Source organism: Kitasatospora sp. NBC_01300 (assembly GCF_041435235.1).
Taxonomy (GTDB): domain Bacteria; phylum Actinomycetota; class Actinomycetes; order Streptomycetales; family Streptomycetaceae; genus Kitasatospora.
This window is the reverse complement of the sequence record NZ_CP108408.1, coordinates 1,082,637-1,108,794: the sequence shown is the minus strand read 5'-3', so window position 1 is coordinate 1,108,794 and position 26,158 is coordinate 1,082,637. Positions and strand designations below refer to the sequence as shown.

At 74.8% G+C, this 26,158-nt stretch carries 26 protein-coding genes; 14 read left to right on the top strand and 12 right to left on the bottom strand.

Annotated features, from left to right (window positions below; all coding sequences use genetic code 11):
* Positions 1 to 21: 21 nt before the first annotated feature.
* Together OG556_RS04745 and OG556_RS04740 are read right to left on the bottom strand one after the other, a co-directional pair.
* Positions 22 to 1,989, bottom strand: a complete 1,968-nt coding sequence (locus tag OG556_RS04745; protein WP_371522568.1) for an AAA family ATPase — start codon at positions 1,987 to 1,989, stop codon at positions 22 to 24.
* Between the two features lie 408 nt (positions 1,990 to 2,397).
* Positions 2,398 to 3,030, bottom strand: coding sequence for a uridine kinase (locus OG556_RS04740; protein ID WP_371516010.1), 633 nt, complete (start codon positions 3,028 to 3,030; stop codon positions 2,398 to 2,400).
* Between the two features lie 209 nt (positions 3,031 to 3,239).
* On the opposite strand from OG556_RS04740, the gene OG556_RS04735 reads away from it, so the two are divergent.
* Positions 3,240 to 4,403: an acyl-CoA dehydrogenase family protein gene (locus tag OG556_RS04735; protein WP_371516009.1), complete on the top strand. Its 1,164-nt coding sequence runs from the start codon at positions 3,240 to 3,242 to the stop codon at positions 4,401 to 4,403.
* Positions 4,404 to 4,531: 128 nt separating this feature from the next.
* On the opposite strand, the gene OG556_RS04730 is transcribed toward OG556_RS04735, so the two are convergent.
* Complete coding sequence (locus OG556_RS04730) at positions 4,532 to 5,002, bottom strand: hypothetical protein (RefSeq protein WP_371516008.1); 471 nt, start codon at positions 5,000 to 5,002, stop codon at positions 4,532 to 4,534.
* Between the two features lie 229 nt (positions 5,003 to 5,231).
* On the opposite strand from OG556_RS04730, the gene OG556_RS04725 reads away from it, so the two are divergent.
* The 4 genes from OG556_RS04725 (at position 5,232) to fxsA (ending at position 9,829) form a co-directional block, all read left to right on the top strand.
* Positions 5,232 to 5,672, top strand: a complete 441-nt coding sequence (locus OG556_RS04725; protein WP_350883567.1) for an Lrp/AsnC family transcriptional regulator — start codon at positions 5,232 to 5,234, stop codon at positions 5,670 to 5,672.
* 31 nt (positions 5,673 to 5,703) lie between these two features.
* Positions 5,704 to 7,317 carry an amidohydrolase gene (locus tag OG556_RS04720; protein WP_371516007.1) on the top strand — a complete coding sequence of 538 codons (1,614 nt, stop codon included), beginning with the start codon at positions 5,704 to 5,706 and terminating at the stop codon, positions 7,315 to 7,317.
* A gap of 237 nt (positions 7,318 to 7,554) precedes the next feature.
* Entirely contained in the window at positions 7,555 to 9,195 is a 1,641-nt protein-coding gene (lnt, locus tag OG556_RS04715) for an apolipoprotein N-acyltransferase (protein WP_371516006.1), read from the top strand.
* Between the two features lie 55 nt (positions 9,196 to 9,250).
* A complete protein-coding gene (gene fxsA / locus OG556_RS04710; protein WP_371516005.1) occupies positions 9,251 to 9,829 on the top strand; it encodes an FxsA family membrane protein in 579 nt (192 codons plus the stop codon).
* Between the two features lie 136 nt (positions 9,830 to 9,965).
* Here the strand turns inward: fxsA and OG556_RS04705 are convergent, their stop codons facing one another.
* The 3 genes from OG556_RS04705 to OG556_RS04695 form a co-directional block, all read right to left on the bottom strand.
* The gene (locus tag OG556_RS04705) at positions 9,966 to 10,340 is read right to left on the bottom strand and encodes an RNA polymerase-binding protein RbpA (RefSeq protein ID WP_030306127.1); all 375 of its coding nucleotides are present in this window, start codon (positions 10,338 to 10,340) and stop codon (positions 9,966 to 9,968) included.
* Between the two features lie 275 nt (positions 10,341 to 10,615).
* Positions 10,616 to 12,232: a hypothetical protein gene (locus OG556_RS04700; RefSeq protein ID WP_371516004.1), complete on the bottom strand. Its 1,617-nt coding sequence runs from the start codon at positions 12,230 to 12,232 to the stop codon at positions 10,616 to 10,618.
* 127 nt (positions 12,233 to 12,359) lie between these two features.
* Positions 12,360 to 12,554, bottom strand: a complete 195-nt coding sequence (locus tag OG556_RS04695) for a hypothetical protein (protein WP_063346460.1) — start codon at positions 12,552 to 12,554, stop codon at positions 12,360 to 12,362.
* 449 nt (positions 12,555 to 13,003) lie between these two features.
* Between OG556_RS04695 and OG556_RS04690 the strand changes: the two genes are divergently transcribed.
* The 4 genes from OG556_RS04690 (at position 13,004) to OG556_RS04675 (ending at position 15,753) form a co-directional block, all read left to right on the top strand.
* Positions 13,004 to 13,429 carry an ankyrin repeat domain-containing protein gene (locus OG556_RS04690; protein ID WP_371516003.1) on the top strand — a complete coding sequence of 142 codons (426 nt, stop codon included), beginning with the start codon at positions 13,004 to 13,006 and terminating at the stop codon, positions 13,427 to 13,429.
* A 23-nt stretch (positions 13,430 to 13,452) separates the two neighbouring features.
* Positions 13,453 to 13,965 carry a GNAT family N-acetyltransferase gene (locus tag OG556_RS04685; RefSeq protein ID WP_371516002.1) on the top strand — a complete coding sequence of 171 codons (513 nt, stop codon included), beginning with the start codon at positions 13,453 to 13,455 and terminating at the stop codon, positions 13,963 to 13,965.
* Positions 13,966 to 14,011: 46 nt separating this feature from the next.
* Positions 14,012 to 15,085 carry a serine hydrolase domain-containing protein gene (locus OG556_RS04680; protein ID WP_371516001.1) on the top strand — a complete coding sequence of 358 codons (1,074 nt, stop codon included), beginning with the start codon at positions 14,012 to 14,014 and terminating at the stop codon, positions 15,083 to 15,085.
* Positions 15,086 to 15,255: 170 nt separating this feature from the next.
* Positions 15,256 to 15,753: an NUDIX hydrolase gene (locus tag OG556_RS04675; RefSeq protein WP_363623640.1), complete on the top strand. Its 498-nt coding sequence runs from the start codon at positions 15,256 to 15,258 to the stop codon at positions 15,751 to 15,753.
* 42 nt (positions 15,754 to 15,795) lie between these two features.
* Here OG556_RS04675 and OG556_RS04670 read toward each other — a convergent pair whose 3' ends face one another.
* The 3 genes from OG556_RS04670 to OG556_RS04660 form a co-directional block, all read right to left on the bottom strand.
* Positions 15,796 to 16,446, bottom strand: a complete 651-nt coding sequence (locus OG556_RS04670; RefSeq protein ID WP_371516000.1) for a vitamin K epoxide reductase family protein — start codon at positions 16,444 to 16,446, stop codon at positions 15,796 to 15,798.
* 68 nt (positions 16,447 to 16,514) lie between these two features.
* Positions 16,515 to 17,336: a DsbA family protein gene (locus OG556_RS04665; protein ID WP_371515999.1), complete on the bottom strand. Its 822-nt coding sequence runs from the start codon at positions 17,334 to 17,336 to the stop codon at positions 16,515 to 16,517.
* Positions 17,337 to 17,472: 136 nt separating this feature from the next.
* Entirely contained in the window at positions 17,473 to 18,147 is a 675-nt protein-coding gene (locus OG556_RS04660; RefSeq protein ID WP_371515998.1) for a hypothetical protein, read from the bottom strand.
* Positions 18,148 to 18,431: 284 nt separating this feature from the next.
* Here OG556_RS04660 and OG556_RS04655 point away from each other — a divergent pair, with 284 nt between their 5' ends.
* Entirely contained in the window at positions 18,432 to 19,319 is an 888-nt protein-coding gene (locus OG556_RS04655; protein WP_371515997.1) for a CHAD domain-containing protein, read from the top strand.
* A gap of 49 nt (positions 19,320 to 19,368) precedes the next feature.
* On the opposite strand, the gene OG556_RS04650 is transcribed toward OG556_RS04655, so the two are convergent.
* A complete protein-coding gene (locus tag OG556_RS04650; RefSeq protein WP_371515996.1) occupies positions 19,369 to 20,148 on the bottom strand; it encodes a uracil-DNA glycosylase in 780 nt (259 codons plus the stop codon).
* Between the two features lie 172 nt (positions 20,149 to 20,320).
* On the opposite strand from OG556_RS04650, the gene OG556_RS04645 reads away from it, so the two are divergent.
* Positions 20,321 to 21,292, top strand: a complete 972-nt coding sequence (locus OG556_RS04645; protein ID WP_371515995.1) for an SPFH domain-containing protein — start codon at positions 20,321 to 20,323, stop codon at positions 21,290 to 21,292.
* A gap of 78 nt (positions 21,293 to 21,370) precedes the next feature.
* The gene (locus OG556_RS04640; protein WP_371515994.1) at positions 21,371 to 21,829 is read left to right on the top strand and encodes a CBS domain-containing protein; all 459 of its coding nucleotides are present in this window, start codon (positions 21,371 to 21,373) and stop codon (positions 21,827 to 21,829) included.
* A gap of 57 nt (positions 21,830 to 21,886) precedes the next feature.
* On the opposite strand, the gene OG556_RS04635 is transcribed toward OG556_RS04640, so the two are convergent.
* A complete protein-coding gene (locus OG556_RS04635) occupies positions 21,887 to 22,195 on the bottom strand; it encodes a TetR family transcriptional regulator C-terminal domain-containing protein (RefSeq protein WP_371522566.1) in 309 nt (102 codons plus the stop codon).
* Between OG556_RS04635 and OG556_RS04630 the strand changes: the two genes are divergently transcribed.
* Together OG556_RS04630 and OG556_RS04625 are read left to right on the top strand one after the other, a co-directional pair.
* Entirely contained in the window at positions 22,097 to 22,564 is a 468-nt protein-coding gene (locus OG556_RS04630) for a hypothetical protein (protein WP_371522564.1), read from the top strand. The genes OG556_RS04635 and OG556_RS04630 overlap by 99 nt on opposite strands.
* A gap of 41 nt (positions 22,565 to 22,605) precedes the next feature.
* Positions 22,606 to 23,112 (top strand): hypothetical protein, encoded by a 507-nt coding sequence (locus tag OG556_RS04625; RefSeq protein ID WP_371515993.1) that lies wholly within the window; start codon positions 22,606 to 22,608, stop codon positions 23,110 to 23,112.
* Here OG556_RS04625 and OG556_RS04620 read toward each other — a convergent pair.
* Positions 23,109 to 26,030 carry an FAD-binding and (Fe-S)-binding domain-containing protein gene (locus tag OG556_RS04620; protein ID WP_371515992.1) on the bottom strand — a complete coding sequence of 974 codons (2,922 nt, stop codon included), beginning with the start codon at positions 26,028 to 26,030 and terminating at the stop codon, positions 23,109 to 23,111. The two genes, OG556_RS04625 and OG556_RS04620, sit on opposite strands and share 4 nt — an antisense overlap.
* Between the last annotated feature and the right edge of the window lie 128 nt (positions 26,031 to 26,158).

The following is a 26,158-nucleotide window of genomic DNA, read 5'->3' as shown; positions in this document are numbered from 1 at the left end:
CGCGATCCCGGGGAGCTGGTCTCAGCCGCGGCCGTCGATCAGCTCCCCGTAGGCCTGGACGAGGTCGGGCAGGCGCAGGGTCGCCAGGTCCTCCCGGCCCGGCGGCTCGCGCAGCAGTGAGAGCCGCAGGTCCCGGTAGGCGCAGGACTTCTCGTACAGGGTGCGGATGAACCGGCCGTTCCCCAGTTCGTCGATCCAGCCCTCGCGGACCACGTGGGCGCAGATGCTGGCCAGTTCCTCGGCCGCGTCCTCGTCCCAGCCGTCGCCGTCCCGGCCGGCCAGCGCGGCGCCGATCGCGGTCAGCTCGGTCGGGCGGTAGCTGGGGAAGTCGACCCGGGTGGTGAAACGCGAGTTGAGGCCGGGGTTGGTGGCGAGCAGCCGGTTCATGCCCTCGGGGTAGCCGGCCAGGATCACCACCAGGCGGTCGCGGTTGTCCTCGGCGCGTTTCAGCAGCACCTGGAGGGCCTCGTCGCCGTAGGCGTCGCCCTTGGTGTAGCCGGAGTTGGAGAGGCTGTACGCCTCGTCGATGAACAGCACGCCGTCCAGCGCCGAATCGATCAGCTCGTTCGCCTTGACCGCGGTCTGGCCGAGGAACTCGCCGACCAGGTCGGCCCGTTGGGCCTCCACCAGGTGGTCGCCGGAGAGCAGCCCGAGGGCGTGGAAGACCCGGCCGAGGATCCGGGCCACGGTGGTCTTGCCGGTGCCGGAGGGGCCGGAGAAGACGAAGTGGCGCTTGGGCGGCTGGACCGGCAGGCCCTGCGCGGCCCGGAGTCTGGACATCCGCAGCTGCGCGGACAGCGCCCGCACCTGGCGCTTGACCGGCTCCAGGCCCACCATCAGCGAGAGTTCCGCCAGTGCCGCGTCCAACTCGCGCTCGTCGTCGACCGGTTGGGTGGCGGGCAGTGGAGCGGTGCGGGGCTGGGCCTCGGCGCGGACCGGCGCCGGCAGCGGGGCGGCGGAGCCGCCCGGCGAACCCGACCGCTCGCCGGCCGCCTGCGGTGCCGGGCCGGCCGTGGAGCCGTCGCCCGGTCCGGGCCCCGTGAGGAACCCGACGCCCTCGACGAATCCGACCCCGCCGGTGTACCCGACGCCCTCGGTGAAGCCGGGGGCCGCGTCGCCGAAGCCCCCCGCCGTGGCGTACCCGGCCCCGTCCGGGAAGTCCGCCTCGTCCGTCCCGTCCGTCCCGTCAGCCTCGTCCGGCTCGGTGTCCTCGTACCCGGCCGACCGCCCGCCCGTCGGCAGGCCGCCGTCCAGCAGGGCGTCCGGCAGGTCGTCCGCCAACCCGTCCTCCGCCGCGATCGCGGCCAGCCGCGCGGCGGTGTCCATGAACACCGGATCGGCCCGGTGCACCGCCCGGTAGAGCGGCAGCGCGGCCGCACTGCGCCCGGCCCCCTCGTACGCCCGGGCCAGCCAGTACCGCAGCTCCTTGCGCTGGGGCTGTTCGGAGCGGCAGCGGGCCAGCGAGGCGGCCAACGGAGCCTGCGCCTGGGCGCACATGTCCAGCCGGACCCGCGCCATGCCGGCGAACAGCCCGGCCTCGATGCCGAGCAGCGGGTCGTCCAGCAGCCGGTCGGTGTCCCGGATCAACTGCTCCCAGTCCTTGAGCAGATAGGACCGGCAGGCGTACAGGAACTGGGCGGACGGGTCCTCGCTGGGCGCCGGGCACTGCTCCAGCGCCCGGTCCAGCTCGGCCAGGTGGCGGCCGTCCAGCCAGTGCGAGGCGTGCGCCAGCGCCAGGTCGCGGGCGTCCTCCAGGACGGGCTGCACCCACCAGCCCAGCCAGTACCAGGAACTGAGCGGGCGGCGGTGGCGCCGCCGCTGCTCGCCGAACCGCTTCTGGTTGCGGTACATGGCCAGCAGCGCCGCCGAGGTGTCGCTGCGCAGCGCGTGCAGGCCGAGCCAGGCGTCGGCCATGCCCGGGTCCAGCCGGACGGCCGCGCGGAACTCCTCCTCGGCACGGGCGTACGCGCCCGCCGTGTACGCGTCCATGGCACGCAGCCACGCGCGTTCGGCGAGCCGGTCCGGGCCGCCCGCGTTGCTGTCCGAACTGTCCACCGTCGTCACTCACGCCCCCCCGCGGCATGGCCCGGGGCTCGGTGGCAGGTCGCCTGCGTGCAGCCGGGCCGGTGGTCGAAAGCCCCCGGGCGCATCTGCGCCTGCGAGGAATCGTACCGGCGTGGCGCTGATCCGGAAGGGCGCCCACGGAGTCAAATGCGATCGTGTGAGCGGTCGTTGAGCGGGTGGGGGCCCGGACCGGCGATGGGGGAGCGCGATTCGGAAAGGACCGGACGGCGCCCCCGGCTCACGGGGGAACAAGCCGGGGACGCCGGGTCCGAGGCGGCCGGAACATCCCGTTCCGGCGGCTGAGGAGAACCTAAATCCTGGTGACAGTGCAGGTCAAGGGCTTGTTGAAGGTTCACCCACGGTGCCCGGCGTGATTCGTCCGGTCACCCCGTCGACCCGCGTCCCGGCGAACGGACGGCTCGGATCTGCGGCGAAATGTGCCGATTCGGCCCGAGCCCAGCCGGCCCAGAACTCGGCCAGATCCGGCCCGTCCCGCTGCTCGCCGCGCCGCCGGGCCGAGGCGGCGTCCAACTCCAGCCAGATCACCCGGGCCAGCCACGGCCGCACCGCCCGCCGGCCGGCGCCGACGCCCTCCACCAGCACCACCGGGGCGACCGGCACCGCGGCCGTGCCCGCGAAGCGGCGCAGCGTCCAGTCGTACACCCGGTACGCGCCGTCCCGGCCGGCCGCCAGCGGCTCCAGCACCTGTTCGCGCAGCCGCCCGGTCCAGCCGAAGGGCTCGGCATGGGTGGCCAGGTCGTCGAGGTGGACCACCGGCGCCCCGCCGAGCGCCGCCGCCAGCCGCCCGGCGAAGGTCGTCTTGCCCGAGCCCGCGTGCCCGTCCACCGCGACCAGCCGCACCGGCCCGCAGGAGGGCGGCAGCGCGCGCAGCTCCGCCGCTAGCGAGGCCACCGCGTCGCCGGGAACGGGCGGAAGGGCGGGGGAGAGGGGTCGGGAAGCAGCCACAACGGCAACCCTACGGTGCCGTAGCCCACCAGTCCGTCCAGTTACTCCTGAGTGATCGTGACGGCGGCCCGGGTTTCCGGCATACTCGCATCGCCATGCCTGTGAACGGCCGTTCACCGTAATCCGGTGCCGGTCGGGCCGACCTGCCACACCCGCGCCGGACCAGCCACACCACGCTCCGGTGCCCGATCGAGGAGGCGACCGCCGCCATGACCCCGTCCCCAGTGAAAGCCGTGGAGCGCCAGCTGCCCAGCGAGGAGGCCCACGAGCTGCTGAGCCTCACCCGGGACCTGGTCCAGCGCGAACTGCAGCCCCGCGCGGCCGAGGACGAGGCCGCCGGCCGCTTCCCGCGCGAGGTCTTCCGCACCCTCGGCGAGGCCGGCCTGCTCTCCCTCCCCTACGACGAGAAGTACGGCGGCGGCGGGCAGCCCTACGAGGTGTACCTGCAGGTGCTGGAGGAGCTGGCGGCCGGCTGGCTGGCCGTCGGCCTCGGGGTGAGCGTGCACACCCTCTCCTGCCACGCGCTGGCCGGCTTCGGCACCGAGGAGCAGCGCGGCCGGTGGCTGCCCGGAATGCTCTCCGGCGAGCAGCTCGGCGCCTACTGCCTCTCCGAGCCGCAGTCCGGCTCGGACGCGGCCGCGCTGCGCACCCGCGCCGACCTCGACGGCGACGCGTACGTGGTGAACGGCACCAAGGCGTGGATCACCCACGGCGGCCGGGCGGACTTCTACAGCGCCCTGGTGCGCACCGGCGACGAGGGCTCCAAGGGCATCAGCTGCCTGCTCGTCCCGGGCGACGCACAGGGCCTGTCGGCCGCCCAGCCGGAGCACAAGATGGGCATGCGCTCCTCGCCGACCGCGCAGCTGCACTTCGACGCCGCCCGGGTCTCCCGCGACCGGCTGATCGGCGAGGAGGGCCAGGGCTTCCAGATCGCGCTCGCCGCACTGGACTCCGGCCGCCTCGGCATCGCCGCCTGCGCGGTCGGCGTCGCGCAGGCCGCGCTCGACCTCGCGGTCGACTACGCGCGCACCCGCCGTCAGTTCGGCCGCCCGATCGCCGAGTTCCAGGGCCTGTCCTTCATGCTCGCCGACATGGCCACCCAGATCGAGGCCGGGCGGGCGCTCTACCTGTCCGCCGCCCGGCTGCGGGACGCGGGCCTGCCGTTCTCCAAGGAGGCGGCGATGGCCAAGCTGTTCTGCACCGACGCCGTGATGCGGGTGACCACCGACGCGGTCCAGGTGCTCGGCGGCTACGGCTACACGCAGGACTTCCCGGCCGAGCGCTACATGCGCGAGGCGAAGGTGCTGCAGATCGTCGAGGGCACCAACCAGATCCAGCGGCTTGTGATCGGTCGTCACCTCACCAAGGGCTGAGCCCCCCCACGAACGGCCTCCGGCCGTCACTCCAGGGTGCGGAGTGACGGCCGGAGGCGTCTTCGTTTCTGCGTCAACCCGCCTGCGCGGGAGGGCGGATCAGCAACCCGCCCGCGCGGGCCGGCGGATCAGCGCCGGACCAGGCGGCGGCGCTGCTCGGGGATGGCCGAGATGACCGGGACGGCCGGGGCGACGGCGGCGGTCCGCGTCGGCCGGTGCGCCACCGCGTGCGAGAACGGCTGGGTGCGCCAGTCGAGTTCGGTGGGGAGCCGGAACAGCGCGTCGAGCCCGGCGGGTTGGGCGTCCTCCGGGGTCTCCACCTCGGCGAGGTCGTCGGTCGGGGTGCCCGAACCCGGGCACAGCGCGGGGGTGAAGGGGTTCCAGGCGGTCGGCAGCAGCGCGTGCTGCGGCAGCCGCTCCTCGTCGGCCACCAGGGCGATCGGGCGGCGGCACTCGGGGCAGTGCACCCGGAAGATGTCCCAGGTCTCGGCCTCGCCCGGGTCGATGCCCGGGACGTGGCCGTGATCGACCGCGAGGTCGTCGCGGCCGGTCGTATCGTCGGTCTCGTCGGCGCCCAGGGCACGCTGGTCAGTCGGCATGAGGATCCCCCTCGGATCGGGCCCGGCGTGGTCGCCCGGGGCCACAACCAGCACTTCCCTCCGATTCGGGCTCATAACCCTGCGGTCCGGTGCACCGTGATGCACCGGGTGTGTCCTTGGCCACATCCACTGCCACATTCGCCTGGCATTTGCCCGCGTGACACCTGCGGGCACCCGATGTGACACCGCGTGCGCCCCCCGTGCCCCCGACCGGGTAGGTTTGCGCACTGTGGAGGATCTCGACCAACGCATCGTCCAGCTGCTCCTAGAGGACGGCCGGATGAGCTACACGGACCTGGGCAAGGCCACCGGCCTGTCCACCTCGGCGGTGCACCAGCGGGTGCGCCGCCTCGAACAGCGCGGGGTGATCCGCGGCTACACCGCGATCATCGACCCCGACGCCGTCGACCTGGCACTGACCGCGTTCATCTCGGTCAAGCCCTTCGACCCCAGCGCCCCGGACGACACCCCCGAACGGCTGGCCGGCCTGCCCGAGATCGAGGCCTGCCACAGCGTCGCCGGCGACGAGAACTACATCCTCAAGGTGCGCGTCGGCGCCCCCGGTGACCTGGAGGACCTGCTCGCCCGCATCCGCAGCGCCGCCGGCGTCTCCACCCGCACCACCGTCGTCCTCTCCACCCCCTACGAGGCACGACCCCCGAGGCTCTGAGGACGAACCCCGCAGGTGCAGACTTAGCGGCATGACCGAACGCACTTCCCGGACCGTCCTGCTGCGCGGCGGCGCCGTCTACAGCCCCGCCGACCCCTTCGCCACCGCGATGCTCGTCGAGGGCGAGCACGTCGCCTGGGTCGGCAGCGACGGCGCCGCCGAGGCGTACGCCGCCACCGCCGACGAGATCGTCGAGCTGGACGGCGCCCTGGTCACCCCCGCCTTCGTCGACGCCCACGTGCACGCCACCGCCACCGGCCTGGCGCTCACCGGCCTCGACCTCACCGGCAGCCCCTCGCTGGCCGCCGCCCTCGCCGCCGTCACCGCCTTCGTCGACGCCCGGCCCGAGCCCGGCGGGGTGCTCATCGGCCACGGCTGGGACGAGACCGGCTGGCCCGAGGGCCGCCCGCCCACGCTCGCCGAACTCGACGCCGCCGCCCGCGGCGCCGCGCTCTACCTCTCCCGCACCGACGTGCACTCCGCGCTCGCCACCACCGCGCTGCGCACCCTCGCCCCCGGCCTGGCCGAGCACCCCGGCCACACCGCCGACGGCCCGCTCACCAGGGACGCCCACCACGCCGTCCGGCGGACCGCGCTCGCCCACCTCACCCCCGAGCAGCGCGGCCGCGCCCAGCGCGCCACCCTCGCCCGCGCCGCCGAACTCGGCATCGGCGCGCTGCACGAGTGCGCCGGCCCGGAGATCTCCTCCGAGGCCGACCTGGCCGCCCTGCTGGCCCTCGCGGCCGAGGGTGAAGGCCCCGAAGTCTTCGGCTACTGGGGCGAGTTGGGCGGCGCCGAGACGGCCCGCCGACTCGGCGCGGTGGGCGCCGGCGGCGACCTCTTCGCGGACGGCGCACTGGGCTCGCACACCGCCTGCCTGCACACCCCCTACGCCGACGCCGAGCACACCGGCACCGCCTACCTGACCGCCGAGCAGGTCGCCGACCACGTCGCCGCCTGCACCGAGGCCGGGCTCCAGGCCGGCTTCCACGCCATCGGCGACGCGGCCGTGGCCGCCGTCCTGGACGGCGTCCGGGCGGCCGGCGAGCGGGTCGGCGCCGGGCGGGTCAAGGCGCTGCGCCACCGCGTCGAGCACGCCGAGGCGCTGGACGACGAGTCCGTCGCCGCCTTCGCCGAGCTCGGCCTCACCGCCTCCGTCCAGCCCGCCTTCGACGCCGCCTGGGGCGGCCCGGAGGGCATGTACGTCCAGCGCCTCGGCGCCGAGCGGGCCGCCGGGCTCAACCCCTTCGCCGCCCTGCTGCGGGCCGGCGTGCCGCTGGCCTTCGGCTCGGACGCCCCGGTCACCCCGCTCGACCCCTGGGGCACCGTCCGCGCGGCCGCCTTCCACCAGACCCTGGACCACCGGATCTCCGTCCGCGCGGCCTTCACCGCGCACACCCGCGGCGGCTGGCGCGCGATCGGCCGCGACCAGGACGGCGTGCTCGTGCCCGGCGCCGTCGCCAGCTACGCGATCTGGGCCGCCGCCGAACTGGTCGTCCAGGCCCCGGACTCCCGGGTGGCGGGCTGGTCCACCGACCCGCGCTCCGGCACCCCGGGCCTGCCCGACCTCACCCCCGGCCACCCGCTGCCGGCCTGCCTGCGCACCGTCGTCCGCGGCCGCACCGTCCACCGGGCCGCCGAGTAGAGCCGAGCACGCCCCCCGCGAGCTGCCCGCCCCGGACTCCCGCCCGGAGCCCCTGGGCGGGCAGCACCACGCCCTCCGACCCCGCCGCCCGGTCGGGGGCGTGTGCGCCAAGGCCCGCCGGGCCGTGAGGCGCTGACCGGGCTACCACCCTGACCTCACGCCTCCCTGACCTTCCGGGGTACCTTCTTCGGACAGCGTCCGAACAGCAAGATCCAGGAAGATGGTGCGCCGGTGGCCATGCCCGTCACCCAGGAGCGGCCGGGGGCCGCACCCGAGCCGGCGGAGTCGGCGCCCAGGCCCGGCCGGGCCGCCCGCGCCGTCGCCAAGGTCCGGGCGGGCCTTCCCCGCACCGGCCTCGCGGCCCTGGCGGGTCTGCTGCTCGCGCTCGCCTTCCCGCCCTTCGACCTGTGGCCGCTGTCGCTGCTCGGCGTCGCCGCGCTGTCCCTGCTCACCCGGGGCCGCACCGTCCGCCAGGCGGCCTGGACGGGCTTCGCCTTCGGCCTGCCGTTCTTCCTGCTGCTGCTCAGCTGGCTGCGGGTGGTCGGCTGGGACGCGACGGTCGGCCTGTCGGTCGTGGAGGCGCTGTTCCTGGCTGTCCTCGGCGGCGGTCTGGCCCTCACCTCCCGGCTGCCGGCCTGGCCGCTCTGGGCGGCCTGCCTGTGGATCACCCAGGAGTGGGCGCGCGACCGGCTGCCGTTCGGCGGCTTCCCGTGGGGGCGGCTGGCCTTCGCCAACACCGCGACCCCGTTCACGCCGCTGGCCGCGCTCGGCGGCGCACCGCTGGTGACCTTCGCGGTCGCCCTCTCGGGCGCCCTGCTCGCCGGCGCCGCGCTGCGCCTGCGCGGGCCGCGCAGGACCCCGAGGGCCGCCGCGCTGGCGGGGCTGGGCGCGGTGGCCGCGCTGCTGGCCGGGTACCTGGTGCCGGTGCCGACCGCACCGGCCGACACCGTCAAGGTCGCCATCGTCCAGGGCAACGTGCCCAACCCGGGCATGGACTTCCTGGGCCGCCCGATGATGGTCCTCAACAACCACGCGGTGGCGACCGAGCGGCTGGCCGCGGACATCGCCGCCGGCAAGGTCGAGCGCCCCGACATCGTGATCTGGCCGGAGAACTCCTCCGACCTGGACCCGTTCAGCGACCCGCTCGCCTACCAGCGCATCGACCAGGCCGTGAAGACGGTCGGCGTGCCCACCCTGGTCGGCACCCTGGTGGACGGCCCGGACGCGCAGCACGTCCAGAACGAGGGCATCGTCTGGGATCCGAAGACCGGCCCCGGCGCCTCCTACACCAAGCAGCACCCCGTCCCGTTCGGCGAGTACGTGCCGTTCCGCGCCCAGCTGATGAAGGTGATCACCCGGCTCCAGCGGGTCGCCCGGGACTTCTACCCCGGCGACCACAACGGCGTCATGCAGCTCGGCCCGGCCCGGATCGGCGACGTGATCTGCTTCGAGGTCGCCTACGACGAGATCGTCCGCGACACCGTGGACAGCGGCGCCCGCGTCCTGGTGGTCCAGACCAACAACGCGACCTATGCCAAGACCGGCCAGCCCGAGCAGCAGCTCGCGATGAGCCGGCTGCGCGCGGTCGAGCACGGCCGGGCCGTGCTGATCGCCGCCACCAGCGGCATCAGCGCGGTGATCGCCCCGGACGGCACGGTCCAGCAGCGCACCGCGGAGCTGACCGCGGCCGAGCTGTCGGCGGTCGTCCCGCTGCGCGACGGCACCACGGTCGCCGACCGGGTCGGCGCCGCGCCGGAGTGGACGCTGGCCCTCGCAGGCCTGCTGGCCTGCGGTGCGGGCGTGCTGGTCGGCCGCCGACGGAAGGCCGGCGCCGGAACACCGGCCGCCGGGGAATCGTTGGACCAGGTGGTGCCGTAGCCGGCCCGGACCTCCCGTGCGGCGCGCAGAGCACTGCTTGGAGTGGATTCGTACCGTGACCCAGCAAGCTACCCCCGCCCGTCCGGCCCCGCGCGGCAAGCTCCGCCGGGTGCTGCCGCTGCTGATCACCGCCTGGCTGGTGCTGGAGATCTGGCTGCTGGTCCAAGTGGGCTCGTGGCTGGGTGGATTCGTCGTCGTGCTGCTGCTCATCGCGGGCGCGCTGATCGGCGGTTCGCTGATCAAGCGGGCCGGGCTGAAGGCGCTGTCCGCGGCGATCGAGCAGAGCAAGGACCCGAAGTCCGAGCAGCCCGAGACCGGCACCAGCCTGACGGTGCTGGCGGGCCTGCTGCTGATCGTCCCGGGCTTCCTGTCGGACCTGGTGGCGCTCACCCTGCTGTTCCCGCCCACCCGGGCGCTCTGGCGGGCCGGTGGCCGCCGGGTGGCCGACAAGGCGCTGCGCAGCACCGTCGCCGCCGGGGCCGACCCGTTCGCGGACGCGATGCGGCTGCAGGAGCAGCTGCGCATCCACCGCCCGGACGGCAAGGTGATCCAGGGCGAGGTGGTGGAGCCCGGTGACGGCCCGCGCGGTCCGCAGGGCCCGGACACCACCTACCGCCCGCCGATCTCGGGCTGACCGCCTCTCCCGGGGGCCCCAGGGCCGACCCTGGGGCCCCCGGGAACGCGAGGCGGGAACGGCGAGGCGGGAACGCGAAAGGGACCCTGGTGACCAGGGTCCCTTTTCGCGTCCTCCCGCCGTGGCGGGAGCGAGGTCAGGCGCTCTTGCGGGTGTCCCGCGGGTGCACCGCGAGGTTCATTCCGCCGGAGCGGAGCACGGCCAGTCGCTCGGCCAGTACCTCCTCCAGTTCCTCACGGGTCCGGCGCTCCATCAGCATGTCCCAATGGGTACGCGTCGGCTTGACCTTCTTCTCTTCCGGCTCGTCGCCGTCGAGAAGCACCGCCTCCTGGCCACAGAAGCGGCATTCCCAGGCCTGGGGGATCTCCGCCTCGACCGAGAAAGGAACCTCGAATCGGTGTCCGTTCTGACATGCATACTCGACGGTCTGGCGGGGAGCCAGATCGATACCGCGGTCGGTCTCGTAGCTAGTGGCCCCGAGTCGCGTGCCGCGGAGAGCTCGCTCGCTCATGAATCGTGCCTCCCGGGCTTATGGCCCACAGGACTAGTGGTCGCTGTTCTTCGTCGTTCGGTCAACGCTCGGCTTCCGACGAAGATTCCCGTCCGGGGACATGCGTCGTCTGTCGTGCCGCCCCTGTTTGTACCCATCGGCGCCCGATTTGTCACATCTGGCCGTGGATATCACCCTAGGTGTCACCTATTTCACATCTGGTGATCGGTCGGCCTTTCCGTGACGAGCCTACCGGGGCGGGATTCGACGACCGCCGCCGCCCCCGTCCGCCGCGGTCAGGAGATCGGGCGGGAACGGATCATCGGCTCGCCCTTGGCGAGGTCGATCGGGTGGGCCCGGGAGGCCGGGTCGGCGGGCAGGACCAGCGGCGGGTGCTCCGGCCGGGGCGGCAGGTCGGCGGCGGCCTCGGTGCGGGTGTCGCGGTGCGGCAGCAGGGCGATCACCGCGTCCCGCAGCTGGGCCGGGGCCTCCTCGTCCAGCGGGTCGACGGTGGCGGGCACCTGGAGCCGGACGGGGGTGCCGTTGCCGATCCGGGCGTAGCCGCGGCCGGCGGGGGCGTGCGCGGCGGGCACGATGTCCAGCGGCGCGCCGAGCACGGCGTGGCCCTCCTCGGGCCCGGCGGGGCCGAGGACGACCCGGGCCCGGGTGGTGGAGCGCACGGTCGGGGTGATCCGGCCCCAGGCCTCGACGTCGTCGGCGATCACCACGGTGACGCGGGCGGCGCGGCCGTGCCGCAGAGGCAGCTCCAGCAGGTCCTGCGGGTCCGGGCGGCCCTCGGCGTGGGCGAGCTCGCTCAGCTCGGTCGGGTGGTCCAGGAGCAGCCAGAGCGGGCGGGTGGCGTCCTCGGGGGGCGCGGTGCCGGCGTGCCGGGCGGCGTTCAGCGCGGCGAGCCGGCGCTCGGTCTCCTGCGCGGCCCACTCCAGCGCGGCCAGTGCGCCGTGCAGGCTGGTCTCCACGGTGTGCACGCCGGGCCGGTTGACCAGGCAGGCGTGCTCCCCGGTGCCCGCGCCGTCGACCACCACCAGGTCCCCGTACGGGAGCGCCTGGAGCGCGATCGAGCGGATCAGGCTGGAGGTGCCGTAGCCGGTGACGCCGAGCGCCAGCAGGTGCGGCTCGGCCGAGCGGGGGCCGGTGCGCCAGACGACCGGCGGCTGCTGGGCGATCGCGCCGCCCTGGGCGACCGGGATGGTCCGGGCGGTGCCGTCCTCGTCGGTGAAGCCGAGCACGATCTCGCCGGGGGCGGCCACGAAGCGCTGGGCGACGATGTCGGCGGGCAGCGGGGTGAGCGCGGCGATCCGCAGCCGGTTGGACTCCTCGTCCCAGTCGAAGCGGTACTCCCGGGCCCGGCCGGCCTTGCCCTGGACGACCTGCTCGATCCGGGCCCGCGCGCTCGGCTCGGTGTCGGTGAAGTACGCCGGGTAGCCGAGTTCCAGCCGGGAGAGGCGGCCCTCGTCGTCGAACTCCCAGGAGCCGAAGGCGCGCTTGTAGTGGCCCTCGTAGTGGTACAGCGGGTTGGCGTCCTCGGGGCCGCACAGGTACGGCGTGAGCGCCGCGTAGAGCGCGCCGAGCTTGATGTCGGCGACGTCCGGAGCGGGCGGGGCGGGTGCCTGCCTGGGGGCCCGGCCGGCCCAGGCGGAGCTGGCCATCAGGGCGATCAGGGCGAACAGCAGGCCGTGCGGCAGCAGGTAGACGCCGACCAGCATCGCGGCGGAGAGGAACAGCGTCGGGCCGCGGCGCTCCTTCGGGGTGGCGTTCCAGCGGTCCTTGGCCCAGCCCGCGTGGTGGCGCAGTCCGCGGCCGATCACGGAGAGGGGGGCGAACATGTCGGAGGCGTGGTCCCCGGCGGTTCGGGCGAACTCGCGGCCCTTGCTGAGATGGCGTTGGAGCGGCATTCCTTGACTCCCCGGGCGAGTGGGACGGGTCGGGTGGCGGGGGCGGAGCCGGTACGACGGGACCCGGGGCGGTGGGATCCGCGCCCGGGCCCGTGCGGGGGAGTGGCAGCGCCTGGAACGTGGACCGCTAGAACTTGAGGCCGCCGAGCAGGCTCGCCAGGCTGGCGCCGCCGGCGGTGATGCTCGGGGCGATCGAGGAACCGGCGACGTAGAAGCCGAAGAGGGCGCAGACGACGGCGTGGGAGACCTTTAGCCCGTCCCTGCGGAAGAACAGAAAGGCGATGGTGCCGAACAGGACGATGCCGGAAATCGAGAGGATCACGTTCTGCTCCTCGGGGAGGGGGGACGGGGACGGTGTTACGGAAAGTGCGCCAATCGTGACAAAAAGTAATAGATGATGGAACGGTGCAAATGGGTGGTTTCCCGTTCAACGTCGCCCTGGAGTTCGGGCGAAGGCGGGCGGACCGGCCGGGGTGGGGCCGTGTCCCGGGCAGTTCCGGTGCGGCGAGGCATTCCCGCCGGGTGGGCGGGAGGTTTCCGGGAGGTCGGGGAAGTTCGCCCGGATGGCCGCCGTTCGAGGGCCGCCATCCGCCATCCGGACGCGCGCTGGCCCGGCCCGGCACCCGGCCGCTACGGTGCGGTACGCGCAGCTCCTCCAGCCGCACTCCTCCAGCGACACTCCTCCACCGTGGCTCTGCCGCCTGCGGACCCTGTAGAACCCGTAGAACCCGTAGAACCCGCAGAGCCCGCAGACCGGAAAGGCCGCCCGCCATGACCGACGCCGCCAACCAGCAGCCCGCCGACGCCCCCGGGGCCCCCGACGCCGAGGTGATCGCCCTGGCCGGAAAGCTCTTCGACGCCGCCCGGGCCGGCGAGACCGACGCCCTGGCCGCCTACGTGGACGCCGGCGCGCCCGCCGACCTCACCAACGACCGCGGCGACACCCTGCTCATGCTCGCCGCCTACCACGGCCACGCCGCCACCGTCGAAGCCCTGCTGGCGCGCGGCGCCGACCCGAACCGCGCCAACGACCGCGGCCAGACCCCGCTCGCCGGCGCCGTCTTCAAGGGCGCCGAGGACGTGCTGACCGTCCTGCTGGACGGCGGCGCCGACCCCAGCGCCGGCACCCCGAACGCCGTCGACACCGCGCGGATGTTCGGCAAGGACGAGCTGGTCGCCCGTTTCGGGGCCCGCTGACCCAGGTCGTAGGCTCTTCCCTCATGAAGAGCACCACCATGGAGGCCGGAACCGTCGAGTTCCGCGTCACCGGCTACGGCCACCCCGACGCCCAGGCCCTGTCGGCGGAGGTGCAGCAGGAGTACGTCCGCCGCTACGGCGACCCCGACGAGACCGTGCTGCACCTCGACGACTTCGACGCGCCGGCCGGCCTGTTCCTGGTCGCCTACCTCGCCGGCCGACCGGTCGCCTGCGGGGGCTGGCGGGCCAAGCAGGCCGGGCCGGACGGGCTGCGCGACGGCGACGTCGAGCTGAAGCGGATGTTCGTGGTCCCCGCCGCCCGCGGCCGCGGCCTGGCCCGGGCGGTGCTGCGCCGCCTGGAGCAGACCGCCGCCGAGGCCGGACGCACCCGCGTCATCCTGGAGACCGGCACCGAGCAGCCCGAGGCCGTGGCGCTGTACGGGTCCGAGGGGTACGCGGCGATCCGGAAGTTCGGCATCTACCGCGACCACCCGCAGAGCATCTGCCTCGGCAAGGAACTTCCCGCGGCGGCCTGACCGGCCCGCCCGCCGGGTAGGCTCACGACGCCTCTGAGGGGGGACGATGAGCCAGCAACCGCCAGGAGCCGACCGGCTCCCCGCCCTGGCCGCGCCCGGCGGGGAGCTGGACCGGCTGGTCCGGGGCGGCGTGCGCACCGTCGGGGCCGGCGCCGTCTGGGCCGTCGGCGATGCCGGGGGGACGCTCGGCGGCGGCGCGCACGGCGTGCTCGGGCAGGGCCCGTACGCCCGGCTCGCTCCCGGCCCGGACACCCGGTACGACCTCGCCAGCCTCACCAAGATCATCGCTCTCTGGCCCTGCGCCGGAGTGCTCCGGCAGGCCGGGCGGCTCCCGCTCGACGCACCGCTCGGCCGCTGGTGGCCGCCCGCCTCCGGACATCCCGTCGCTGTGGTGACGGTCCGTCAACTCCTCGCGCACACCGCAGGAATGCTCCCGCGCACCGGATTCGAGCGGCTCTACGGGCGCGACCTCGCGGCGATCCGGGCCGGGGTGATCGCCGCCCCGCTGCACCGCGCCCCCGGCACGGCCGTCGAGTACACCGACCGCGCCGCCGTCCTGCTCGGCTACCTCGTCGAGGACCTCGGCGGCGCACCGCTGGACGAGCTCGCCGCCCGCTGGATCTGGCGGCCGCTCGCCATGGCCGACACCCGGTACGGGCCGCTCGGCCCCGCCGACACCGCCCGCACCGCGCCCACCGAGTACGACCCGCAGGCCGGGACCCACCTGTGCGGCGTCGTCCACGACCCCTCGGCCCGGCTGCTCGGCGGCGTCTCCGGCAACGCCGGGGCCTTCTCCACCGCCCGCGACCTCGCCCGCTTCCTCACCGCGCTGCTCGCCCCGCCGCCCCAACTGCCCTGGGGCGAGGCCTGGATCGCCGAGTCGCTGCGCGAACAGACCGGCGGCCTCGCCCCCGCCCGCGGCCTGTCCTGGCTGTACGCCCCCGGCACCGACCCCGCCGAGGGCGCCTTCGTCCACTACGGCTTCACCGGCACCGGCATCTGGATCTCCCGGCGGCTCGGCCGCTGGGCGCTGCTGCTCACCAACAAGGTCCACTACGACCGCGACATCCAGCCGCTCACCGACCTGCGCAACGCCTACCGGCGGGCGGTCTTCGGATAGGGGCTCTCTTCCGGACCGCGCCGGGCGCGCGGTGTGATCCGGAAGAGAGCCCCTGGGTCCGTTCCCGCGTCGAGTACCCGATCGGGTGGATTAGGGCACGAACCGCCGGATCCGGCACGGGGGTTGCGGCAGAGTGGCCACCGCGACGGGGCACCGGCGGAGGAGGCGCGATGACGGACACCTGGCTCTCGGAACAGGACTGGCTGGCCGGACTGCTGCGCGCCTACGTCGGCTGCAGCGTGCTGCTCACCGGCGAAGGCGGCGACGTCCTGCTGCTGAAGGCCAGTTACCGCGCCCAGTGGCAGTTCCCCGGCGGCGGGATGGACCCGGGCGAGGGCCCCGCCGAATGCGCCGCCCGCGAACTGCGCGAGGAGACCGGGCTGGTGGCCGGCGAGCTGCGGCTGCTCGTCGTCGAGTGGCGCGATCCGATCCCCGGCCAGGGCGAACACGCCCACCCCGCCGTGCAGTTCATGTTCGACGGCGGAACGGTCCCGGCCGGCGCGACCATCCGGGTGCAGGCCGAGGAGATCGCCGAGTACGGGTACTTCACCCCCGCCCGGGCGGCCGCACTGCTGCACCCCTGCGCGGCGCGCCGGCTCACCCGGGCCCTGGCGGCCCGGCGCACCGGCGCCACCGCGCTGCTGCACTCCACGGGATACGTAGGCTGACGATCCGTCAAATATGCCAGTCCGTCAGACCCGTCAGGCCCATCAGACCAGCGTGCTCCAGTAGTACCAGAACCGATTGAGGATCAGCAGCGCGATCACCGCCGCCCACAGCACCGGCACCGCCCAGTGGTAGCGCGCCGCCTCCCGCACGACCGGCCGCAGCCGCGGGCCCACCGGGATCACCCCCGTCCGGAGGTTGTGCAGCGTCGTGTACCAGAACAGCACCACCACCGTCGCCCACACCACCATGCAGTACGGGCACAGCGCGCCGATCCGGTACAGCGCCTCGTCGATCAGCCAGTGCACGAACACCACCCCCAGCAGGGTGCCCGCGTGCAGGCCCAGCCAGAACCAGCGCCGGTACGCGGCACCGGCCAGCAGCCCCGCCCCGACCGCCGCCAGCGCGCCGAAGGCGGCCAGCCCGAGCAGCGGGTTCGGGAACCCGAAGACCTCCGCCTGCTCGGTGCGCATCACCGAACCGCAGCTGATCACCGGATTGATGTTGCAACTGGGGACGTAGGACGGGTTCTCCAGGATGCGGAGCTTGTCGAAGGTCAGGACGGCCGAGGCGGCCAGCCCGATCAGCCCGCCGAGGAACAGCAGCAGGGAGAACGCCCGGCCCGCGCCGACCGGCGCACGGCCGGCGTCGCCGGGGACGGGAGGGGAGAGGTGCACAGAGGTAGCGGCGGTCATGGCAGCACACTCCGGTGGCTGGGAGGAGCCGGCCCGGCCGGGGTTCGGCCGGGCCGGTGGTGCCGTGCTTACTGCAGGCCGGCGGCCTGCTTCACCTGGGCGGTGAACTGCTCCGGCGTCACCGTGGACTGGCCGCTGAACAGCGTGATCGGCTTGCCGTCCACCTTGACCGTCGGGGTGCCCGTCACCCCGCTGCCGTTGAACGCCTCCGCGACCTTCGCCGCCCACGGCGCGTACGTCTTGTCGGTGACGGCCTTCACGAAGGCGTCCGTCTTCAGCCCCGGCACCTGGCCGGCCAGGTCGAGGATGTGGTTGACGTTGCCGAAGTCGTCCTTCCGCTCGTCGGGCTGGTTGGCGTACAGCACGTCGTGGAACTGCTTGAACTTGTCCACGCCCTCGTTCAGCGCGGCGCCCGCGGCGGCCAGCGCGGTGCGCGAGCCCTTGCCGCCGAGGGCGTTGTCCAGGAACGCCGCCAGGTGGAACTCCACCTTGACCGAGCCGTCCTCGGTCAGCTTCTTGACCGCCTCGCCGTTCGCCGCCTCGAAGTGCTTGCAGACCGGGCAGCGGAAGTCCTCGTACACCTCCATGGTGTGCGGGGCGTCGGCCTTGCCGTAGGTGATCACCGTGCCGCCCGGGCCGGAGGCGTTCGCCGGGACGACCAGCTCGGTCGGCGCGGACGCGTCGGCGGCCGCCTTCGAGTCCTTCTTGCCGGACGCCGAGTTGATCGCGACCGCCGCTCCGCCCGCGAGGGCGAGCACCGCGACGGCGGACACCGCCACGACGATCCGCTGACGGCGCTTCGAGGCCGCCTGCTCGATGCGCTGCGCCTCCTGGATCCGCTCACGGGCACTGATGCGCTTGGCCTGCTGCTTGCTGGGGGTCTGAGCCATGGAAGGTCAACTCCTGTACGCGGCGCGCGGATGCGCGCGGGAAACCGCACCGGGTGCGGCGGGATCGAGTGAACGCGGGAGTTGTGCGCGCTGCCTGCGGACGAACGTGCGCGGCGGCCCTACGGCCTCGGGCGGGTCAGCAGGCAGGCGCGAGAACCGGCGGACCACGCCGGGGAGCCGGGCTCAGCACCACGTCCTCGCGGCGCGGCCGCACGCGGTCCGACACCGGCAGCGGCACCCGCAGCACCGGCCGGACCGGAGCCGGGAGCAGCAGCAGGACCAGGGCGCGCAACGGGCGGGTCAGCGACTGGCGCAGTGCGCGCAGCGACCGGGCCAGGCCCGTCAGGGCCGCGTCACCCAACCGCAGCCAGGCCGCGGCGGCCAGCGCGATCACCAGGTGCACCAGCAGGAGCAGCACCTGCGTCGCCGCCGGGGCCAGCGGCCCCACGTGGCCCAGCGGACCGGCCAGCAGCGACCCGTCCACCGAACCGCCGCCACACACCAGCAGGTTCACACCGCGCGCGGGCACGTGCTCGGACAGGATCGGCCCACAGCCGGCCTGCCCCAGGTTGAACGTCGTGTTGAGCAGCAGCTCGACCGGCACCAGCACACCGGAGATGTGCAGCAGCCGCCGCTCCCCGCCGGCCAGCGCGGCCGCGACCAGGAAGACGACGGCGGTCGCGGCCGCCACCAGCGAGAGCGGCAGCGGGCGACCCGTGATGACCACCTGGCCCAGCGCGGACAGCGGCACGGCGAGCGCGGTGAACACCGCGGCCCGCAGGGCCCTGATCGCATGGGTGGAGGTCGTCACGTCCCGGAGTATGCCACGACGCTTACATCCGGCACGAGGGCGCGTACCCGGGCAGTGGAAGCGTTGCCCGCCGGAGGCCGTTCGTTCACCAGCCTGACGTGCGCTCAGCCGGGACCGCCTCGCCGGTCGTGCGGGCCGGCGTCGGGCGCGCCGCGCGGTCGTCCCGGGCCTGCCCGTCCCCGGCCTGGCCTGCCCGTCCCCGTCGCGGTCCTGGTCGTCGTCGTGCGCCCGGACCCGTAGCCTGGAAGGCGTTCCCGGCGACCCCGAAGAGGGGGTGAGCGCTCATGGCGCGACCGACCACCACGGTGGGGCAGGTGCTGCTGGACCGCCTCGGGGCCCAGTCGGAGGTACTGGCCGGCCTCGACGACGCCGTCCGGGCGGACGAACCGGACGCGGTGCACCGGATGCGGGTCGCCTGCCGGCGGCTGCGCAGCGCCCTGCGGACCTTCCGGCGGCTGTTCGCCCCCGGGGCCACCGACCACCTGGTCGCCGAACTGCGCTGGCTCGCGGCCGCCCTCGGCCGCGCCCGGGACGGCGAGGTGCTCGCCGAGCGGCTGGCCGCCCAGGCCCGGGCACTGCCCGCCGAGTGCCGGCCGGAGCGGGTCGCCGCGGAGCTGGAGCGGTGGGGGCGGGTCGAGTACCGGCAGGCCTGGCCCGAGGTGCTCGCGGCCCTCGACAGCCCGCGCCGCCGCGCCCTCGCCGACGCCCTCGCCGCCCTCCTCGCCGACCCCCCGCTGCGCCGCCGGGCCGGGCGTGACGCCGTCCCCGAGCTGGCCCGGATCGCCGAGCGCGAGCAGCACCGCACCGGCGAGCGCGTCCGGGCGGCCCTCGACGCCGGGGCCGGGCCCGTCGAGCAGCGCGACCGCGCCCTGCACGAGGCCCGCAAGGCCGCCAAACGCGCCCGCTACGCCGGCGAGACCGCCGCCCCGGCGGTCGGCGCTGCCGCCGAGCGGTACACGGACCGGATGAAGGCCGTCCAGGAACTGCTGGGCGAGCACCAGGACGCGGTGATCGCCGCCGACACCCTCGCCGGGCAGGCCGCCGACAGCGTCGAGCCCTTCGGCCTCGGGGTGCTCTACGCCCGCCAGCTCACCGCCGCCGAGACGGCCCGGGCCCGGCTGCCCCAGGTGTGGGACCGGGCGGCGGGGCGCAAGCTGCCCCGGTTCGGCTAGAGCGTGTCCGACCTGGGCCCGTGTGCTGGCGGGAATTGTCGGACACGCCCTAATCCGGCGCCGGTTCCAGCCCGGCCGACCGGGCGGCGGTGCGGAGCAGGGCGCGGAGCATGGGGGTGGTGAGGCGGCCGGTGTTCGTGTTGCGCGGGCTCACGTGGTAGCAGCCGTACAGCTGGAGGGCGGGGCCGCCGTCGGCGGCGGGGAGGACGGCCAGGGCGCCGTGGCCGAAGGCGGGTCGGGGCCGGGGGACCTGCCAGCCGGCCTGCGCGAGGGCGGGCAGGAGGGCCTGCCAGGCGAAGCCGCCGAGGGCGACGACGGTCCGTACGGTGGGGCGCAGCAACTGGAGTTCGCGGGTGATCCAGGGGCGGCAGGTGTCGCGTTCGGCGGTGCTGGGCTTGTTGTCGGGCGGGGCGCAGCGGACCGGGTCGGTGATGCGGACGCCGCGCAGGTGCAGGCCGTCGCCGTACCGGACGGATTCGGGGCGGTTGGCGAGCCCGAGGTCGTGGAGCGCCGCGTAGAGCAGGTCGCCGGACGGGTCGCCGGTGAAGATCCGGCCGGTGCGGTTGGCGCCGTGGGCGGCGGGGGCGAGGCCGACCAGGACGAGCGGGGCGTCGGGCGGGCCGAAGCCGGGGATCGGGCGGGCCCAGTAGTCCCAGTCCAGGTAGGCGCGGCGCTTGGTGCGGGCGGTCTCCTCGCGCCACTCGACGAGGCGCGGGCAGGCCCGGCAGTCGGTGACGACGCGGTCCAGCGCGGTGAGCGAGGTGGCGCGGGCGGCGGCCTCGGCGGGGTGGCGGGGGTGGCCGGGGTCGTCGGCGGCGGACTGCGGCATGGCCACGATCCTACGGTCCGTCCTCGGCCCCGTACCGAGCTCGCGCCGGCCGTGCCCGGGCAGGCGTAGCGTTGAATCAGCTGCTCCGGCGGCCCCCGGCTGGGCCGGGTCGGCGACGGCCGGGGCTGGCTGGTGCGCGAGGAGGCCTCGCCGAGGCCGCAAGGAGGCCGCGATGATCGTCGATGCGGTGCTGGGTGCCATCGGGGGGCTGGTCGGGCTGGGGGCGATCTGGGCGGGCCTGAGCGTGCGGGTCGTCCAGCAGTTCCAGAAGGGAGTGGTGTTCCGCTTCGGCCGGGTGCGCAGGGAGGTGCGCGAACCCGGGCTGGTGGCGCTGCTGCCGATCGCGGACAAGCTGCGCAAGGTGAACGTGCAGATCGTGACGATGCCGATCCCGGCGCAGGAGGGCATCACCCGGGACAACGTGACCGTCCGGGTGGACGCGGTGGTGTACTTCCGGGTCGAGGACCCGGTGAGGGCGACCGTCAACGTGCAGGACTACCAGTTCGCGATCTCCCAGGTGGCGCAGACCTCGCTGCGCTCGATCATCGGCAAGAGCGAGCTGGACGACCTGCTGGCCAACCGCGAACCGATCAACCAGGGGCTGGAGTTGATGATCGACAGCCCGGCGCTGGGCTGGGGCATCCAGATCGACCGGGTGGAGATCAAGGACGTCGCGCTGCCGGAGTCGATGAAGCGCTCGATCGCGCGGCAGGCGGAGGCCGAGCGGGAGCGGCGGGCGCGGATCATCACGGCGGACGGCGAGTACCAGGCCTCGGCCCGGTTGTCGGAGGCGGCGGCGGTGATGAGCGCGACCCCGGCGGCGCTCCAACTACGGCTGCTGCAGACGGTGGTGGAGGTGGCGGCGGAGAAGAACTCGACGCTGGTGCTGCCCTTCCCGGTGGAGCTGCTGCGTTTCCTGGACAGCGCGACGGACAACCAGCAGCGGGCCGCGGTGAACGCCGCGGCGGCAGCGGCGAAGGCCGCCGAACGGGCCGCCGTGGAGCGCGAGGAGACGGCGAAGGAGGAGGTCGAGCAGGACCGGTCGCAGCACGAACTCCCGCCGCTGGAGGAATTGTTGGACCAGTCGCCACTGCCGGGGGCGGACGCGCCGGGCGGGCGGGCGGAGCCGGACCAGGCGGCCTGACCGGTGCCCGGTGGCGGCCTCCGCGGGCCCGGACCAGGATGGAACAGGGGGCGGGAAGCCAGGCCAGGAGGCGGGACCATGACCAGAGCCAGCGACATCATGCACCCGGGCGCGGAGTGCATCCGCGAGCACGAGACGCTCGCCGCCGCCGCCCGGATCATGCGGGAACGACACGTCGGCGCGCTGCCCATCTGCGGGGAGGACGACAAGCTGCTGGGCATCGTGACCGACCGCGACATCGTGCTGCGCTGCGTCGCCGAGGGCCGGGACCCGGCCGGGGTGATGGCGGGCGAACTGGCCCTGGGCCGGCCGATGACGGTGGAGGCGGACGAGGACGCGGAGCAGGTGCTGCGGGTGATGGAGCAGTACCGGGTGCGCCGGCTGCCGGTGATCAACCACCCGGAGCACAAGCTGGTCGGGATGATCAGCGAGGCGGACATCGCGCGCGGGCTGCCGCAGGCCCGGCTCGCGGAGTTCGTGTCGGCGGTCTGCGCGGAGGAGGCGCCCACGGAGGAGGCGGCCAAGGCCGGGGCCTGACGGCGGCGGGGTCTGTCGACGGCGGCGGCTCAGGGGCGCGGCGAATCAGTCAGGGCGTCATCCGGCCAAGGTGTCGAGGTGGCGGCGCAGTACGGCGCGCAGTTCGCCCGGGCCGACCAGGTCCGGGTGCTGGACGGCCTGGAGGGTGAGGCCGTCGAGCAGGGCGGAGAGGCGGCGGGTCTCGACGGCGAGGTCGAGGCCGGGTGCCAGGGCGCCGGAGCGCTCGGCCTCCGTCAGGACGCGTTGGATCAGCTCGTCCAGTCCGGCCTGCACCTCGGCGGCGCGGGAGCGGAGTTCGGGGCGGGTGCGGGCGGCGGTGACGAAGGACAGCCAGAGCGCGGACTCCTCCCGGCGCCCGGCGTCCAGGGGGAGGGTCTCGGCGAGGAGTTCCTCGACCTGTGCGCGGCGGTCGGTGCCGCGCTCGGCGTCGGGCTCGGGGTCCTGCGCGGCGCCACCGTCACGCTGTTCGAGCGCGACGGCGTGGCGTGGCAGCGGTACACCGGCCGGACTTTCCTGGTCGCCGCAGGCTCCCTCGTGGTGATGGCGGGCTTCGGTTTCCTCGCCGGCCGCTTCGGTCTCGCTCCGGACGCCCGGCCGGTCCAGCTGTCGATCGGCGTGGGCTTCCTCGGCGAGGCTCTGGCGGTCGGCTGTCGGGTGCTCGTCGCGGGCCTTCCCTTCGCGCCCGAGCGACGGGACTTGAACCTGCCGCTCGGTACGGATCGGATCAGGCGGTAACCTTGGTTGTCGCGTGACGATTCGTTAACTATGGTTGTCGTATGACATCGATCGAGATCACCCCCGAGGAGCGGTCCGAACTGTCCAGGGCGCTCGGTGACGCCCTGAACCCCCTTGCCAGGGCCGTGCGTTCGCGTGCGAGCGGGCTGCCCGAGGACCGGATGTGGAACGCGGACCCGGCCGAGGTCGCGCTCTCCGTCCTCGCCAGCTGGAAGGTGCTTGACACGGAGGTCAAGCGGCTGACCGCGATCGCTGCCGCGACCGCGGGCTCCTACGGCGCGAGCTACGAGCAACTGGGTGCGGCCTGGGGCATCACCCGGCAGGGCGCCCGGAAGAAGTGGCCGGAGGCCCGCCCGGCGGCGGCGCAGGGCGGGCTCGAACTGTTCGGTGGCACCGCCGAGTTGGAGCAGGAGGCGGAATCCGGCGGCTGGCGCTGGGCGGGCGTCGGCGCCGACGGTGCGCGCGGCGCGGCCGACCGCGGCTACCCGACGAAGGAGGAGGCCGCGGCCCGCGCCGGGGCCTTCCTCGGCGAGCACGCCGCGCCCTAAGCGCGCTCCCGAAGCGCCCGGGCGATCAGTTCCGCCAGGTGCAGGGCCTGGCGGCCCTGGGCGAGTTGGGCGATCTGGGTGCGGCAGCTGAAGCCGTCGGCCAGGACCACCGTGTCGGGGGCGGCGGCCCGGACCTCGGGGAGCAGGACGCGCTCGGCGATCGCCTCGGACACCTCGAAGTGGCCCCGCTCGAAGCCGAAGTTGCCGGCCAGGCCGCAGCAGCCGGAGTCCAGCACCCGGTTGTGCAGGCCGAGTCGGTCCTCGACCCGGCGATCGGCGGCACTGCCGAGGACGGCGTGCTGGTGGCAGTGGGTCTGGGTGACGGCGTCCAGCGGGACCTGGGGGAGCGGGGCGTCGGGTGCGTACTGGTCGAGGAACTCGGCGAAGGTGCGGGTGCGTTCGGCGAGCGGGCGGCCGTCCGGGCCGAGCAGCCGGGGCAGGTCCTCGCGCAGGGCGGCGGTGCAGCTCGGGTCCATCCCGACCACCGGGGTGTCGGCGGGCAGCCCGGCGTCGGCCAGCGTCCGCAGGCTGCGCCGCAACACCCGGCGGGCGGTGCCGAGTTGGCCGGTGGAGTACCACGTCAGGCCGCAGCAGACCGGGCCGGCGGGCAGCCGTACGTCGAAGCCCAGGTGCTCCAGCACCTCGACGGCGGAGCGCAGCACGTTCGGCTGGAGGTGGTCGGAGAAGGTGTCCGGCCACAGCAGTACCGGCCGTGCGCCCGCCGGGGCCGGGTGCGCGGCGCGGTGGCGGCGGTACCAGCGGGTGAAGGTCTCCGGCGGGAGGACGGGCAGCACCCGGCGCCGGTCGATCCCGCCGAGCCGCTTGAGCAGCCCGGCGGCCGGGGAGCGGGCGAGGGTGTTGGCGGCGCCGGGGGCGAGGGCGGCGGCCCGCAGCCAGAGCGGGAGCCAGCCCATCGAGTAGTGGGCGAGCGGGCGCGGGCGGTGCCGGTAGTGCTGGTGCAGGAACTCGGCCTTGTAGGTCGCCATGTCGACATGGACCGGGCAGTCGCTCGCGCAGCCCTTGCAGCTCAGGCAGAGGTCCAGGGCCTCCCGGACCTCCGTCGAGCGCCAGCCGTCGGCGATCGCCGCGCCGCCCTGGCTGCCGGGAGGTGCGGCCATGCCGCGCAGCATCTCGGCCAGCAGCCGGGCCCGGCCCCGGGTGGAGTGCCGCTCCTCGCCGGTGGCCATGTAGCTGGGGCACATCACCCCGGTGTTCGGGTCCACGCACTTGGCGACGCCGACGCAGCGGTGCACGGCCTTGGCCAGGCTGCCGCCGTCCTGCTCGTACGGGAGGGCGAGCGGCAGCGGGCGGCGCGGGGCGGTGACGAAGCGCAGGTCGGCGTCGAGCGGGCGCGGGTCGACCAGGGCCCCCGGGTTGAGCAGGTGCTCGGGATCCCAGATCCGTTTGAACTCGCCGAACAGGGCGATCACGTCGGGCGGGTACATCCGGGGCAGCAGTTCGCCGCGGGCCTGCCCGTCGCCGTGCTCGCCGGAGAGCGAACCGCCGTAGGAGACCACCAGGTCGGCGGCCTGCTCCAGGAACTCCCGGAAGACCAGCACCCCGGCGGGCTCGTCCAGCGGGAAGTCGATCCGCAGGTGCACGCAGCCGTCGCCGAAGTGCCCGTACGGCACGCCGTGCAGGCTGTGCCGGCGCAGCAGGGCGCGCAGGTCCCGCAGGTAGTCGCCGAGGCGCTCGGGCGGGACGGCGGAGTCCTCCCAGCCGGGCCAGGCCTCGCCGCCGCCGGGCAGCCGGGTGACGATGCCGGCGCCGGCCTCCCGGACGGCCCAGAGCTGGCGCTGCTCGGCCGGGTCGGTGACGAGGGCGACGGAGGCGGAGCGCTCGCGACGCACCGCGTCGGCGAGCCGGCGGGCGGCCTGGTAGGCCTCGACCGGGGTCGCGCCGCCGGTCTCCAGGAAGAGCCAGCACTCGCCCGCGGGCAGCCGGTCCAGCGCGGGCGGGCGGGGGCCGGCGGCGAGCAGTGCGGCGATCAGGTCGGCGGACATGCCCTCGGCGGTGAGCGGTCCGAGCGGCAGCAGCGCGGGGACGGCGTCGGCGGCGGCGCCCTCGTCGGGGTAGCCGGCCACCACCAGGGCGCGCGCGGGCGGTTCCTCGACCAGCCGGACGGTCGCGCCGAGCAGCAGCGCGCAGCTGCCCTCGGTGCCGGTGAGCGCGCGGGCCAGGTCGTGGCCGTGCTCGGGCAGCAGGGCGTCCAGCGGGTAGCCGGAGGTGCGGCGGGGCAGCGCGGGCAGGCCCTGGCGGATGGTGGCGAGGTTGCGGTCGGTGAACTCCTGGAGCTGCCGGTGGAGTTCACCGGGCCGCCCGGGCAGGGTGCGGAGCGCGGCGCGCTCCTGCGCGGTGAGCCGGCCGCCCACGGTCAGCTCGGTGCCGTCCGCGAGCAGCAGCTCCAGCTGCTCGACGTTGTCCGAGGTGCGCCCCCAGGCGAGCGAGTGCGAGCCGCAGGAGTCGTTGCCGATCATGCCGCCGAGGGTGCAGCGGCTGTGCGTGGACGGGTCGGGGCCGAAGCGCAGCCCGTACGGCCGGGCGGCGCGCTGGAGGTCGTCCAGCACGGTGCCCGGCTGGACCCGGGCGGTGCGGGCCTGCGGGTCGATGTCCAGGACCGCGCCGAGGTGGCGGCGGAAGTCCAGCACCACCGCGCCCGGGCCGATCGCCTGCCCGCCGATGCTGGTGCCCGCCCCGCGCGGCACCACCGGCACGCCGTACCGGCGGCAGAGCGCGAGGGCGGTGCGGACGTCGTCGAGGTCGGCGGGTTTGACCACGCCGAGCGGCAGCTGCCGGTAGTTGGACGCGTCGTGGCTGTAGACGGTCCGCTCGGCGGTGCCGAAGCGGACCTCCCCGCGCAGCACGGCGGCCAGTTCGCGGGCCAGCTCGGCCCCGGGGGCTGCGGACGGACGACTCACCAGGGACCTCCGGGCGGGTGCGGCGACGGCTCCGGCCGATCATGGCAGCCGCGCGCCCGCAGGGGTACCGGCCACGACCGGGGTACCGCCGATGGGGTGTCGGCCGGACCGGACCTCGGCCCCGCCGC

Bases quoted from the DNA above. Each gene is read 5' to 3' on its own strand.
- OG556_RS04720 (WP_371516007.1), top strand. From the start codon at position 5,704: ATGACCGAACGCACTTCCCGGACCGTCCTGCTGCGCGGCGGCGCCGTC.
- OG556_RS04640 (WP_371515994.1), top strand. From the start codon at position 21,371: ATGACCAGAGCCAGCGACATCATGCACCCGGGCGCGGAGTGCATCCGC.
- OG556_RS04675 (WP_363623640.1), top strand. From the start codon at position 15,256: ATGACGGACACCTGGCTCTCGGAACAGGACTGGCTGGCCGGACTGCTG.
- OG556_RS04730 (WP_371516008.1), bottom strand. From the start codon at position 5,002: ATGCCGACTGACCAGCGTGCCCTGGGCGCCGACGAGACCGACGATACG.
- OG556_RS04735 (WP_371516009.1), top strand. From the start codon at position 3,240: ATGACCCCGTCCCCAGTGAAAGCCGTGGAGCGCCAGCTGCCCAGCGAG.
- OG556_RS04685 (WP_371516002.1), top strand. From the start codon at position 13,453: ATGAAGAGCACCACCATGGAGGCCGGAACCGTCGAGTTCCGCGTCACC.
- OG556_RS04690 (WP_371516003.1), top strand. From the start codon at position 13,004: ATGACCGACGCCGCCAACCAGCAGCCCGCCGACGCCCCCGGGGCCCCC.
- OG556_RS04745 (WP_371522568.1), bottom strand. From the start codon at position 1,989: ATGGACGCGTACACGGCGGGCGCGTACGCCCGTGCCGAGGAGGAGTTC.
- OG556_RS04625 (WP_371515993.1), top strand. From the start codon at position 22,606: ATGACATCGATCGAGATCACCCCCGAGGAGCGGTCCGAACTGTCCAGG.
- lnt (WP_371516006.1), top strand. From the start codon at position 7,555: ATGCCCGTCACCCAGGAGCGGCCGGGGGCCGCACCCGAGCCGGCGGAG.
- OG556_RS04655 (WP_371515997.1), top strand. From the start codon at position 18,432: ATGGCGCGACCGACCACCACGGTGGGGCAGGTGCTGCTGGACCGCCTC.
- OG556_RS04645 (WP_371515995.1), top strand. From the start codon at position 20,321: ATGATCGTCGATGCGGTGCTGGGTGCCATCGGGGGGCTGGTCGGGCTG.
- OG556_RS04680 (WP_371516001.1), top strand. From the start codon at position 14,012: ATGAGCCAGCAACCGCCAGGAGCCGACCGGCTCCCCGCCCTGGCCGCG.
- OG556_RS04670 (WP_371516000.1), bottom strand. From the start codon at position 16,446: ATGACCGCCGCTACCTCTGTGCACCTCTCCCCTCCCGTCCCCGGCGAC.
- OG556_RS04700 (WP_371516004.1), bottom strand. From the start codon at position 12,232: ATGCCGCTCCAACGCCATCTCAGCAAGGGCCGCGAGTTCGCCCGAACC.
- OG556_RS04665 (WP_371515999.1), bottom strand. From the start codon at position 17,336: ATGGCTCAGACCCCCAGCAAGCAGCAGGCCAAGCGCATCAGTGCCCGT.
- OG556_RS04705 (WP_030306127.1), bottom strand. From the start codon at position 10,340: ATGAGCGAGCGAGCTCTCCGCGGCACGCGACTCGGGGCCACTAGCTAC.
- OG556_RS04650 (WP_371515996.1), bottom strand. From the start codon at position 20,148: ATGCCGCAGTCCGCCGCCGACGACCCCGGCCACCCCCGCCACCCCGCC.